Genomic DNA, 12,409 nt, shown 5'->3' on the forward strand with positions numbered 1-12,409 from the left:
CTCCAGACAGGCTGGGGGAGGAAGCTACAGCAGGATCCGGAACAGCGCTCCACTGCCCGGAGCATCGGTGATCTCGATGCTCCCGCCATGCGCCACCACGATCTGGCGCGCGAGGTTGAGCCCCACGCCCGTGCCCGTCGCGCGCGTGGTGAAGAAGGGCAGGAACACGTCCTGGCGCAGGCCCCCGGGCACGCCCGGCCCATTGTCCTCCACTTCGATCACGAGCCTTTCCTGCCCGGAGAGCAGGCGCAGCGCCAGCCGGGGCGCGTGTTCCTGGCCGGCCATGGCCTGGGCCGCATTCTGGAGCAGGTTGATCAGCACCTGTGCGAGCAGATCGGGGTCGGCGTCGATCGCCAGCCGCGCCGGTGCCACTTCGATCTCCAGCGGCAGCTCCGGTTCGCGCGCCGCGAAGATGCGACCCAGTTCTTCCGCCCAGGGCTGGGCGGCAAAGACCTGGCGCTGGATTTCCGGCGTGTGCGCCACGGCGCGATAGGCCTCGATGAAATGGCCGAGCCCATGCGCGCGCCGGGCCAGCGTCGACACTGCGGCGCGGGCATCGCCGATCCGCGGATTGGCGGCGAGATCGGGATCGTCGAGCAGGTCCGCCGCGGTGGCGGCGAGCGAGGTCACCGGCGTCAGCGAGTTGAGGATCTCGTGCGTCAGCACGCGCACCAGGTCGGTCTGCGCCGCCATTTCGACTGCGTCGAGCGTGCCCTGGATCGGTTGCACGGTCACGACGCGGATGCTGCGCCCCAGCCGTTCGAGTGTTCCCGAGCGGACCAGCGCGCGCTGGGTCCGCCCTTCGATTGCCAGCAGCAATATCTCCTCGGCGGCGGCGCCCCCCGCCAGCCGCTTGGCCAGCGTCGCGCCATAGACGGCATAGTCCTCGGCCCGGGTGCCCGGCGTGTTCCGGAACAGCCGCCGGGCCGCCTTGTTCGCGGGAGCGACCTGGCCGTCGCCGTCGATGGTGAGCAGTGCCACCGGCATGTCGTCGACCAGCGCCTCGAGGAAGCGCATCTCGGCCGCCGTCGCCATCTGGCGGGCGCGCAGCCGGTCCATCGCGTCGTCGAGCGCGGCGCCCAGCACTTCGAACCCGCCGCCGCTCGTGCCTCCGAAGCGGGCGGAGGTATCGTCGAAGCGCAGCGCCTCGACGAAGCGTGCGACGGCGAAGTTGGTGCGCCATACGTGGCGCCACAGCCCCCAGACGGCGCCGGCCACGAGCAGCAGCGCGACGATCCGCGCCGCGCCCAGGCCTGGGGTGAAGAGAGCCAGGGCGGTGGCGGCCAGCGCCCCCGCCAGCGCTGCGATCCAGGCGATCAGGCCAAGCGTGAAGCGCCGGTCAAAGCCCATGCTTCTCCATCCGGCGATAGAGTGCCGCGCGCGACAGGCCGAGTTCGGCGGCCGCGAGCGAGATATTGTAGCCGTGCTTCTTCAGCGCCTCTTCGACGATCCGGCGCTCGATGCGCTCCAGATTGAGGTCGTCGCCCTGCTGCGGGGGCGGCGGCGTGATCGCCGCGGCCGGGAGGCGCGGCATCGCCCGGACGAGCGCGAAGTCCTCCGGCTCCAGCGCTTCCTGGCGCGCCAGGATCACCGCGCGCTCCAGGGCATGGCGCAGCGCACGGACATTGCCCGGCCAGTCATGCTCGAGCAGCGCGATCCGCGCCGCCGGGCTCAATATGGGCACCGGCCGGCCATAGCGCTTGGCATAGTGCTGGAGATAGTGCGTGATCAGTTGCGGCACGTCCTCGCGGCGCGCGCGCAGCGGCGGCAGGTCGATCTCCACCGTGTTGAGACGGAAGAGCAGATCCTGGCGGAAATGGCTCTCGTCGCGCAGTTTCTCCGGCGGCAGGTTGGTCGCGGCGATCACGCGGATATTGACCGGCACCGGCTTGTTGGCGCCCACCGGCGTCACTTGGCGCTGCTCGAGCACGGTGAGCAATTTGGGCTGGAGCCGCAGCGGCAGGTTGCCGATCTCGTCGAGGAACAGCGTGCCCCCGTCCGCCGCCTGGATGCGACCCACCCGGTCGGTGCGGGCATCGGTGAAGGCGCCCTTCACATGGCCGAACAGCTCGCTGTCGATCAGGTCCTCGCTGATCGCGCCGAGGTCGACCGTCAGCATCCCCTGGTCCGCGCGCAGCGACTGGCGGTGCAGCTCACGCGCCACCAGCTCCTTGCCGGTGCCGTTCTCGCCGAGCACGAGCACGTTCGCGTCGGTCGGCGCCGCGCGGGCGATCAGCGAGTGGACGCGCGCCATGACGGGCGAATCGCCGAGCAGGGGCGATGCGCCGGCCGCCGGGACGGGCGTGACGGCCCTGCCTCCCACGGCCCTGCGCGAGCGGCGCAGCGACGCGGCGGTCCGCACCGTCGCCAGGAGCTTCTCGTTCGACCAGGGCTTGGAGACGAAGTCGGTCGCCCCGCGCTTCATCGCCGCCACCGCGACCTGCACGCCGCCATGCGCGGTGATCATCACCACCACCATCTCGGGATCGACAGCCAGCAGCTTGTCGAGCCAGGCCAGTCCCTCGGCCGCATCGGTGGCGCCGCGCGCGAAATTGGCGTCGAGCAGCACCGCGTCGGGCGCGCGCGCCTGGATCAACGGCAGCGCCTCTTCGGGGCTGCGCACTGCCTCGACGTCCTTGAACAGGCGCCGCAGCAACAGCCGCGAGGCCATCAGGATATCGTCGTCGTCGTCGATCACGACGCAGAAATCGAATTCCGGATCGCTCATGCTGCCCGCTCCCGTACAGATACTGTGCGGAACCGGACAATCAATTTGTGTGCCAAGCCCTGGTCCCCCCTGGAAACGACTTGGCACGGCTCATGCTGATCCTCCGATGAACGGCGCGGCTGCCGGAGGAGGAAATCGTGCAACGCTCGGGCAGGGGAATACGCAGGGGAGCGCTTGTCGCGGCGGCGATCCTTCTCCTGTGCACCTTCCGCAGCCCCATCGGCGTCGATCTGCGCGTGGACGGCGCCGGCGGCCATGCCGTGCTCAAGCTCGGCATGGCATCGTTACGGATAGCGTTCGATTCCGGACGCGCCTGTCCGAAATCGAACACTTGCCGGGCTGCCATCGACACGCCGTCGCAGGAGATGCGGCTGGCATGGCAATTGCGAGGACAGGGGGCATGACGGTGTTACGGATGCAGAAGGAAAAGGGGGGCGCCGTCTCGGGAAGCGGGATGGACCAGCTGGTCGAGAAGCGGGGGCTGTCGATGCGGCTCAAGCTCGCGCTCGGCGGCGCGGCGCTGTTGCTCGCACTGGGCGGATTCTGGTGGTTCGCACCCTCGGGCACGAGCCAGACGGTGGGCGCCGACCGGGTGACCATCTCCAGCGTCACCAAGGGCACGTTCGACGATTTCATGCCGCTGCGCGCTCGGGTCACGCCGCTGCTCACTGTCTATATCGACGCGGTGGAGGGCGGTCGGGTCGAGAAGATGCTGGTCGAGGACGGCGCTACCGTCGCCGCTGGCCAGCCGATCGCGCTGCTCTCCAATGCCGAGCTCCAGCTCTCCACGCTCGCCCGCCAGACCGAAGTGGAGCAGCAGATCAACAACATGCGCAGCCAGGAACTCGCGCTTGCCCAGACGCGCCTGTCCAACGAGCGCGCCGTGCTCGCGGCCGAGACGGTCTATGACAAGGCCCGCCGCCAATATGATCGCGAGAAGCCGCTGGCCGATCGCGGCTTCGTCTCGGGCAAGCAGTTCGCCGACACCCAGGCCGACTACGCGCTGAGCCAGCGCAACCTCGCCGCGCTCAGGCGCAGCCAGGCGACCGACGCCCGGCTCCAGGGCAGCCAGCTCTCGCAACAGCAGGCGGCGGCGAAGTCGATGCAGTCGGGCCTTGCCATCGCCCGCGCCAATCTCGACGCGCTCCAGCTGCGCGCGCCGGTCGCCGGCCAGCTTTCGGGCTTTTCGGTCCAGGTCGGCCAGTCGCTGAACCGCGGCGAGCGCGTCGGTCAGATCGACAGCCCCGGCCGCAACAAGCTGATCGCCGGGGTTGATGAATTCTATCTCGGCCGTGTCCAGCTCGGCCAGCAGGCGACGCTCGACTGGAACGGCAGGCGCTACGGCGCCAAGGTCACCAAGATCTATCCGCAGGTGCAGAACGGCCAGTTCCAGGTCGACCTGCAATTCACCGGCGGCGAGCCGTCCCAGCTCCAGCGTGGCCAGACGATGCAGGCGCGCCTGACGCTCGGCGATTCCGCTCCGGCGCTGCTGATCCCCAACGGCGCCTTCTACAACGACACCGGCGGCGCCTGGATATTCGTCGTGGCGCCGGGCGGCGGCTCGGCGGAGAAACGCAACGTGCGCCTCGGCCGCCGCAACACCGATTTCGTCGAGGTGCTCGAAGGGCTCGATCCCGGCGAGAAGGTGATCACCTCGCCCTATACCGGCCTCACCGACAAGACCCGCCTGGACCTGACCAAGTGACCGAAAAGAAAGGGAATCCGATGCTGCAGATGCGCGAACTCTCCAAGGTCTACCGCACCGATACGGTGCAGACGACGGCGCTCGACGCGATCGACCTCGAAATCGCCCCGGGCGAGTTCGTCGCGATCATGGGCCCATCGGGCTGCGGCAAGTCGACCCTGCTCAACATGATCGGCATGCTCGACAGCCCCTCCTCGGGGTCATACCTGTTCAACGGCCAGGAAGTCGCGGGGCTGAGCGAGAGCCGGCTCGCCGATGTCCGCAAGGAGAATATCGGGTTCATCTTCCAGAGCTTCAACCTGGTCGACGAGCTCAGTGTCCGCGACAATATCGAGCTCGCGCTCCTCTATCACAATGTCCCCGCCGCCGAGCGCAAGCGCCGCGTCGAGGAAGTGATGGACCGCACCGGCATCGCCCATCGCGCCAAGCACCGGCCGAGCCAGCTCTCGGGCGGCCAGCAGCAGCGCGTCGCCGTAGCCCGCGCGCTGGTCGCCAGCCCGAAGCTGATCCTCGCGGACGAGCCGACCGGCAATCTCGACACCCAGCATGGCGAGGAAGTGATGCACATGCTCCAGACCCTCAATGCCGAGGGTTCGACGATCGTGATGGTCACCCACTCGCCGGCGCATGCCGACTATGCCGGCCGCATCGTCAACATGCTCGACGGCCGCGTCCTCCAGGAACGCCGCCGCGCCGCCTGAAACTCCGGGGGAGGAGAAAGCCCATGTGGCGCAACTATCTGACGGTCGGCCTGCGCGCGCTCGCGAAGAACCGCACCTATGCCTTCATCAACCTGTTCGGCCTGGCGATCGGCCTGGCGGCCTGCCTGCTGATCCTGCTCTACGTCCAGTATGAGCGCAGCTACGACAATTGGCTGCCCGATGCGGAGCGCACCTATCAGTTCCAGGTCTATTTCAAGAGCAAGACCACCGGCGACGGGTTCGACAATCAGGGCGCCCCCTATGTGACCAAGGGGGCACTGCTCAAGGATTTCCCGCAGATCGAGAGCGCCACCTATATGGGCGGCCCACCGCTCACGCTGCTCAAGGACGGCGAGGCCAGGCAGGTCGACGAGGGCCGGCTGGTCGACAGCGCGTTTCTCGACACGATCGCGCTGCCGATGGCGCAGGGAGATCGCAAGGCGCTCTCGCGGCCGGGCACGGTGGTGCTGAGCGAGGACGAGGCGAACAAGATCTTCGGCACCAAGAACGTCGTCGGCCGCACCCTGACGCTGCTGGCCTCCGGCAGGAAGGCCGATTACCGCATCACCGGCGTGTTCAAGGACCTCCCCAAGAACTCGCACATGGACCTGCGGATGCTCGTCCGCGTCGATTTCCCGAGCATGTTCCCCGAGGGCAATGGCTATCTCACCAGCTGGGGTTGGACCTCGGGCTGGGTCTATGTGAAGCTGCGCCCGGGTGCCGACGTCGCCACGGTGAACAACCAGCTGGAGGCGTGGAAGAAGCGCAACATCCCGGACGACACCTTCAACGGCCAGAAGCACAATCCGGGCGACGAGCGCACCTTCAAGCTGGTCGCGGCGCCCGACGTCCATCTTGGCCGTGCCAGCGGGTCGGGGATGACCCCCGGCAACGACGTGCAGACGATCATCACCTTTGCGGTGATCGCGGTGATGATCCTCGCCATGGCCTGCATCAACTTCACCAACCTCGCCACTGCCCGCGCCAGCCAGCGCGCCCGGGAAGTGGCGTTGCGCAAGGTGCTGGGCGCCACCCGTCGCCAGCTGATGACGCAGTTCATCGGCGAATCGATCCTGCTCGCCACCATCGCGATGCTGCTCGCGCTCGCCCTGGTCGAGATCGTGCTGCCCTGGTTCGGCAACTTCCTCGATGCCGATCTCAAGCTGCATTATTTCGGCAATGGCGGGCTGATCCTGCCGATGGTCGGCCTGGTGCTGCTCGTCGGCGCGGCGGGCGGGCTGTATCCTGCCTTCTACCTGTCGCGCTTCCAGCCGGCGCGCGTGCTCAAGGCGAACAAGTCCGCGGCGGATGCCGAGGGCTCGGGGCTCCTGCGCAGCGTGCTGGTCGTGATCCAGTTCGCCGTCTCGATCGGCCTGATCATCTGCACCGCGGTGGTCTATTCGCAGAACGTCTACGCCCGCTCGCTCGATCCGGGCTATAAGCGGGCAGGGCTGATCCAGCTGGCCGGCATCGGCTCCAAGACGCTGGAGCCCCAGGCCGACGCGCTCACCCGCGCGATCGCCAAGGTGCCGGGCGTCGATTCCGTCGGGCGGACGATGATCGGCGTGGTGACCGGCAACTCCTCCTTCACGTCGGTGGTCGTGCCCGGCCGGCACGATCCGGTCGACATCGGCGTCTACGGCGTCGATGCCGGCTTCTTCCCCACCATGGGCATTCGCGTGATCGCCGGCCGTGTGTTCGAGGAGAACCGCCCGGCCGACGACATGACCACGCCGATCCCCGAGGATCCGGCGGCGGAGAAGGCGCTGGTCGCGCGCGGCGGCCATATCGTGGTCAACGAGGGTGCCGTGAAGCGCATGGGCTTCAAGAGCGCGCAGGAAGCGATCGGCAAGACGATCCGCTATGGCGTGAAGGACGAATATGGGGGGCTGATGAACCTCACCATCATCGGCGTCGTCGCCGATGCGCGCTTCCGCACCGTGCGGACGGCGATCGAGCCGACCATGTTCCTCTACGACAAGCACAGCGTGAACTGGCTGGTAGCGCGCTTCCACGGCGATCCGCGTCCGGTGCGCGAAGGGATCGAGCAGGTCTGGCGCCGCTATGCGCCCGACGTGCCCTTCGCCGCCACTCTGGCCGACGAAGTGATCGCCCAGGTCTATAAGCGGCTCGATGCCCGGGCGCAGATGTTCGGCATGTTCGCGATCCTGGCGGTGGTGATCGGCTGTCTCGGCCTGTTCGGCCTCGCTGCCTTCACGGCGGAGCGGCGGACCAAGGAGATCGGCATCCGCAAGGTGCTGGGCGCGCGCACCGCCGATATCGCGCGGCTGCTCGTCTGGCAGTTCACCCGGCCCGTGGTGATCGCCAACATCATCGCCTGGCCGGCCGCCTGGTGGCTGATGCGCGAGTTCCTCAACGCCTATGACGCGCGCATCGCGCTCACGCCGGTGCCGTTCATCGGCGCGAGCCTGCTCGCGCTGGTGATCGCGGTGCTTACCATCGGCGCCCATGCCTTCCGCGTCGCGCGCACCAATCCGGTTCATGCCCTGCGCTACGAGTAGGCGCGTCAGTTCAGGGTCATGCAGGGCGGGCGAGGGGGCAACCTCTCGCCCGTTCTTCGTTCGGCGAAGCTGATATACTCTGATGGCGCTTGTTCCTCTTTGGGCAAGTACCCCCTCGTTATCCCCGCGCAGGCGGGGACCCAGGGTTTCTCCGCTCCATCGCCCGTGACACTGGATCCCCGCCTGCGCGGGATGACGGTCAGTGGACCATCCTTGTCTCAAGCGGATGAGCCCCTTCTCCGATCGGGGCGGCCGCGACGGCGTGCGCCGGTCGATACCGGCGCCCCGGCTGGCGCTCCCCGCCAAACCCGTTATCCTCGGACAAAATCCAAATCGGGAGGGGACATGATTCGCATCGCAAAGATCGCTCTGCTCGCAGCTATAGCGATGACACCGGTAGCATATGCGGCGGTCGAAGTGATCGGCCAGATGACGCCGGCCGCGCCGATCACCGAAGCGCGCATCGCCGCGCTTCCCAAGGCGGAGCAGGGCGCCTGGAGCGCCTATCTCACCCGCTCGCGCGCGCTGATGGCCGCGGACAAGGCCGCGCTCGCTGCCGAGCGCGCCGGCCTCGCCGAGGTCCCCGCGCCGCCGCCCAGTGGCAAGTCGGGCGGCAGCGGCATGCCTGCCAATCTTGCCGTGGCCTTCTATGCCACGCCCGAGGCGCGCCGTGTCGCCGACAACATCGTCAGCTTCCAGACGCCCGCCGGCGGCTGGGGCAAGAATGTCGATCGCGACGGCCCGGTCCGCGTGAAGGGCCAGCATTATGTCCCCGTCGAGCATCTGCCCGCCAATGCGCGCACCGGCGATGACGAGGCGTGGAGCTATGTCGGCACGATCGACAACAACGCCACCACTTCCGAGCTGCGCTTCCTCGCCCGCGTCCAGGCGATGGCGCCGGGGGCGGAAGGGGAGCGGTATCGCGCGGCCTTCCTCAAGGGCGTGCGCTATCTTCTGGAGGCGCAGTTTCCCAATGGCGGCTGGCCGCAAATCTATCCGCTCCAGGGCGGCTATCACGACGCGCTCACCTATAACGACGATGCGCTCTCCTCGGTCGTGACGGTGCTCGCCGACGTCGCGCGTCGCCGCGACGATTACGGCTTCGTGCCTGAAGCGCTCGCGGCGCAGGCAAGGGTCGCCTGCGACAAGGCGATCCGGCTGATCCTCGCGACTCAGGTGGTCGTCGACGGCAAGCGCACCATCTGGGGCCAGCAGCACGATGCGCTCACGCTTGCGCCCGCGGGGGCTCGCAACTTCGAACCGGCCGCCCTGTCCTCCGATGAGAGCGCCGACCTGTTGATCTTCTTGATGAAGCAGGCGGGCCGGTCTCCCGCGGTCGAGGCGGCGGTGCGGGACGGGGTGGCGTGGATCGAGGCGCACGCCATCCACGGCGTCGCCTTCGAGAAGGGCCCCGACGGCCGCAAGCTGGTCGACCGGCCCGGCGCCGGCCCGATCTGGTCGCGCTATTACGACATCCGGACCGGCAGGCCGATCTTCGGCGACCGCGACCGTTCGATCCACACCGACGTCAACGCGCTCAGCCAGGAGCGCCGCAACGGCTATAGCTGGTACAATGCCGGCCCCGCCAAGGCGCTGGCGGCCTATGGGAAGTGGGCGGGGCGGAAATAGACAGCGTTGGCGACCCAACGCTGGGGCATAACGAAGCTGGGGATGCTCATCCCATCGACAGATACCCTATCTAGGGTCGGGACTCATTCAGCAAACCTTGTCATCCCCGCCTGCGCGGGGATGACGGCCGTTGGCCCCCCTATCGGAAGGGGGATAAGTGCCAAGCTGCTGGTTGGGTAATCTCCGGGGAGCGATATCGCCGGGTGCGCTCTACCCCTCCCTAGCTAGCGCAGGCAGGCCCCGTCTCCCTCGGGGAGGACCCGCTGTCCTACACGCCAATGTTCCCTTAACGTTCCTAGAATCGCCGCCAGGCCGCTCTTTGAACCGTCTAGACCCGCATCTGCGCGAACATCCGCGCCTCGAAGCGTCCGCGCGTGCGTCACGCCCGCTCTCGCGCAGCATATGCAATATGCCCGCGCGCGAGCGCGGCCCTGTACGAACATCGCCAGCTTCCGCGACCGGAAGCGTCTGGTTCAGTTCGCCGCTTCCAGCGCCTCGCTCGCTTCGAGCCAGCTTGCTTCGGCCGCCTCCAGCCGCGCCTCGACTTCGCCCCGGCGCTTCATCAGCTCGCCCATCGACAGGCCCTTGAGCGCGGGCGAGGCGATGCCCGCCAGCGCCCCGTCCACTTCGGCCAGCGCCCGCTGCGCCTTGGCGATCTCGCCCTCGGCGTCCTTCACGGCCTTGCGGAGGCCGGCCGAGGCCTCGCGCGCCTGGGCGGCGGCGCGGCGCTCCTCCTTCTTGTCCACCGGCGCGGCGGCGGGCGAGGGGGCCGGCGCCGGCTCCTTGCCGGAGACGACGAAGGCGGCATATTCCTCGATCGTGCCGTCGAACTCGCGGGCGGTGCCGCCGTCGACGAGGAGCAGCCGGTCGGCGACCAGCTCGAGCATGTGGCGGTCGTGGCTGACCAGCACCACCGCGCCCTTGAACTCGGCCAGCGCCTGGACCAGCGCCTCGCGCGTATCGACGTCGAGGTGGTTGGTCGGCTCGTCGAGGATCAGCAGATGGGGCGCATTGTGCGTCACCAGCGCCAGCGCCAGCCGCGCCCGCTCGCCGCCCGAAAGCTTGCCCACCGCGGTGAGCGCCTTGTCGCCCGAGAAGCCGAACCGGCCCAGCTGCGAGCGCACCTGCACCGGCGTCGCGCCCTTCATCACTCGGCCCATCGTCTCGACGGGCGTGTCCTTCGGGTCGAGCTCCTCGACTTGATACTGGGTGAAATAGCCGACCGTCAGCTTGGTGGCGGTGGTCATCTCGCCTTCCATCACCGGCAATTCGCCGGCCATCAGCCGGGCGAGGGTGGTCTTGCCGTTGCCGTTGCGGCCGAGCAGCGCGATCCGGTCGTCGGGATCGAGGCGGAGCCCCACGCGCGCGAGGATCGGCTTGCCGGGCTGATAGCCGACCGCGACATGGTCGAGCGTCAGCAGCGGCGGGCGCAGGCCCACCGGATTGGGGAACTGGAAGGTGAGGCTGGGGTCCTCGGCCACTGCCGCGATCGGCTGCATCCGTTCCAGCGCCTTGACTCGGCTCTGCGCCTGCTTGGCCTTGCTCGCCTTGGCGCGCCAGCGATCGACGAATGCCTGGAGCTTCTCGCGCTCGGCGACCTGCTTCTCGCGCGCGGCCGCCTGCTGGGCCAGCCGTTCGGCCCGCTGCCGCTCGAACGCGTCATAGCCGCCCGGATAGAGCGTGGTCTGGCCGCGATCGAGGTGAAGGATATGGTCCGCCACGTTGTTGAGCAGGTCGCGCTCGTGGCTGATCAGAAGGATCGTGCCCCGATAGGCGCGCAGAAACCCTTCGAGCCACATCACCGCCTCGAGGTCGAGGTGGTTGCTGGGCTCGTCGAGCAGCAGGATGTCGGGATTGAGGAAGAGGAGCGAAGCCAGCGCGACGCGCATCCGCCAGCCGCCGGAGAAGCTGTCCATCGGCCGGGCCTGCATCGCCTCATCGAAGCCCAGGCCCTTCAGGATGCGTCCGGCACGCGCCGGGGCCTCATAGGCGTCGATCTGGTCGAGCCGCTCATAGATATGGCCCAGCCGGTCGGGTTCGGTCTGCGTCTCGGCCTCGAGCAGCAGCGCGGCGCGCTCGACATCGGCTTCCAGCACCGTGTCGAAGGCGCTGGTCTGGCCGCCCGGCGCGTCCTGGCGGAGATAGCCGAAGCGGGCGTTGCGCGGGATGTCGACCGAGCCGGTGTCGGTCTCGATCATCCCGGCGATCGCCTTCATCAGCGTCGACTTGCCGGCGCCGTTGCGCCCGATGAAGCCGACTCGGGCGCGCGGCGGGATCGCGGCGCTCGCGCCCTCGATGATCGCACGGCCGCCGAGCCGGATGGTGATGTCGCGGAAGGAAAGCATGATTGGGCGCCTAGCAGCACTCGGCCGCTTGCCCAAGCCGGGTATCGGCGTGCCCGAACACTTCGTGACGCGGATAGCTATGGGTGCCCGCGCGGGGCGGCGCCGTCCGGGCGGGTGCGAATCGAGCGAAGGGCAGAATCAACGAGTTCTCGCTCAGGAACAACGAGTCAATTACGCAATCCTACGTATGCCCCCGAGGGGGCGGCATTCCCACATTCCAGCTGATCGAGTCAGTGACGGAGATCGTTATGCGCAAGAATCTGTTCTGTTCTGCCTTGGCGCTTGCCTGTGCGGGCGCGGGTTTGACGCTCGGCGTGTCGCCGGCGATGGCGCAGGCCCATCATCAGGGCGGGGGGAGGCCCATGGCGTCGCCCGAGCGGGAGCGTCCGCCGATGGCCTATCCCCGCCTGGAACGCCCCCAGGGCACCCAGACGCGCCCGAACCAGCTCGATCGGCCCTATTACAACCACAACTTCAACGCCGATCGCACTTATCATATCGGTCCCTATCATCCGCCGCGGGGATTCCAGTATCGCCGCTGGTCCTATGGCGAGATCCTGCCGGGGATCTTCTGGGCGCAGAACTACTGGCTGACGGACTATTGGCTGTTCGGCCTCGACGTTCCGCCGCTCGGCTATGAGTGGGTGCGCTACGGGCCCGACGCGCTTCTGGTCAACATAACGACCGGAGAGGTCATCCAGGTCGTCTATGGGCGTTTCTTCTGAAGACAGCGCTTCCTGAGCAGGGCCTGCCGGGCAGTGCGCTTGCGGTCACGACGG

Annotated in this window: 9 protein-coding genes; 6 read left to right on the forward strand and 3 right to left on the reverse strand. The window is 68.1% G+C overall.

Annotation, left to right across the window (positions count from 1 at the left end; genetic code table 11):
- Nucleotides 1–24: 24 nt before the first annotated feature.
- Nucleotides 25–1,350 carry a sensor histidine kinase gene (locus FFS08_RS15980; RefSeq protein WP_137863424.1) on the reverse strand — a complete coding sequence of 442 codons (1,326 nt, stop codon included), beginning with the start codon at nt 1,348–1,350 and terminating at the stop codon, nt 25–27.
- The gene (locus FFS08_RS15985) at nt 1,340–2,728 is read right to left on the reverse strand and encodes a sigma-54-dependent transcriptional regulator (RefSeq protein WP_137863425.1); all 1,389 of its coding nucleotides are present in this window, start codon (nt 2,726–2,728) and stop codon (nt 1,340–1,342) included. Before FFS08_RS15985 ends, FFS08_RS15980 begins: the two co-directional genes overlap by 11 nt.
- A 137-nt stretch (nt 2,729–2,865) precedes the next feature.
- On the opposite strand from FFS08_RS15985, the gene FFS08_RS15990 reads away from it, so the two are divergent.
- The 5 genes from FFS08_RS15990 (at nt 2,866) to pelA (ending at nt 9,285) form a co-directional block, all read left to right on the forward strand.
- Nucleotides 2,866–3,132: a hypothetical protein gene (locus tag FFS08_RS15990; protein ID WP_137863426.1), complete on the forward strand. Its 267-nt coding sequence runs from the start codon at nt 2,866–2,868 to the stop codon at nt 3,130–3,132.
- On the forward strand, nt 3,129–4,433 hold the full coding sequence (locus FFS08_RS15995; protein WP_249341145.1) for an efflux RND transporter periplasmic adaptor subunit: 1,305 nt from the start codon (nt 3,129–3,131) through the stop codon (nt 4,431–4,433). Before FFS08_RS15990 ends, FFS08_RS15995 begins: the two co-directional genes overlap by 4 nt.
- Before the next feature lie 20 nt (nt 4,434–4,453).
- On the forward strand, nt 4,454–5,134 hold the full coding sequence (locus FFS08_RS16000) for an ABC transporter ATP-binding protein (protein ID WP_137863427.1): 681 nt from the start codon (nt 4,454–4,456) through the stop codon (nt 5,132–5,134).
- Between the two features lie 23 nt (nt 5,135–5,157).
- Nucleotides 5,158–7,656 (forward strand): ABC transporter permease, encoded by a 2,499-nt coding sequence (locus FFS08_RS16005; protein ID WP_137863428.1) that lies wholly within the window; start codon nt 5,158–5,160, stop codon nt 7,654–7,656.
- Nucleotides 7,657–8,001: 345 nt separating this feature from the next.
- Entirely contained in the window at nt 8,002–9,285 is a 1,284-nt protein-coding gene (pelA, locus tag FFS08_RS16010) for a pectate lyase (protein WP_171012642.1), read from the forward strand.
- Nucleotides 9,286–9,758: 473 nt separating this feature from the next.
- Here the strand turns inward: pelA and FFS08_RS16015 are convergent, their stop codons facing one another.
- On the reverse strand, nt 9,759–11,630 hold the full coding sequence (locus tag FFS08_RS16015; protein WP_137863429.1) for an ABC-F family ATP-binding cassette domain-containing protein: 1,872 nt from the start codon (nt 11,628–11,630) through the stop codon (nt 9,759–9,761).
- Nucleotides 11,631–11,878: 248 nt separating this feature from the next.
- On the opposite strand from FFS08_RS16015, the gene FFS08_RS16020 reads away from it, so the two are divergent.
- Nucleotides 11,879–12,355, forward strand: coding sequence for an RcnB family protein (locus tag FFS08_RS16020; RefSeq protein WP_137863430.1), 477 nt, complete (start codon nt 11,879–11,881; stop codon nt 12,353–12,355).
- Nucleotides 12,356–12,409 lie beyond the last annotated feature (54 nt).

This window comes from Sphingomonas sp. 1F27F7B (genome assembly GCF_005503355.1).
Taxonomy (GTDB): domain Bacteria; phylum Pseudomonadota; class Alphaproteobacteria; order Sphingomonadales; family Sphingomonadaceae; genus Sphingomonas.

What these genes read in the sequence shown, in the direction of transcription:
- FFS08_RS15980 (WP_137863424.1), bottom strand. Translation starts at nt 1,350, where the DNA reads ATGGGCTTTGACCGGCGCTTCACGCTTGGCCTGATCGCCTGGATCGCA.
- FFS08_RS15985 (WP_137863425.1), bottom strand. Translation starts at nt 2,728, where the DNA reads ATGAGCGATCCGGAATTCGATTTCTGCGTCGTGATCGACGACGACGAC.
- FFS08_RS15995 (WP_249341145.1), top strand. Translation starts at nt 3,129, where the DNA reads ATGACGGTGTTACGGATGCAGAAGGAAAAGGGGGGCGCCGTCTCGGGA.
- FFS08_RS16000 (WP_137863427.1), top strand. Translation starts at nt 4,454, where the DNA reads ATGCTGCAGATGCGCGAACTCTCCAAGGTCTACCGCACCGATACGGTG.
- FFS08_RS16005 (WP_137863428.1), top strand. Translation starts at nt 5,158, where the DNA reads ATGTGGCGCAACTATCTGACGGTCGGCCTGCGCGCGCTCGCGAAGAAC.
- pelA (WP_171012642.1), top strand. Translation starts at nt 8,002, where the DNA reads ATGATTCGCATCGCAAAGATCGCTCTGCTCGCAGCTATAGCGATGACA.
- FFS08_RS16015 (WP_137863429.1), bottom strand. Translation starts at nt 11,630, where the DNA reads ATGCTTTCCTTCCGCGACATCACCATCCGGCTCGGCGGCCGTGCGATC.
- FFS08_RS16020 (WP_137863430.1), top strand. Translation starts at nt 11,879, where the DNA reads ATGCGCAAGAATCTGTTCTGTTCTGCCTTGGCGCTTGCCTGTGCGGGC.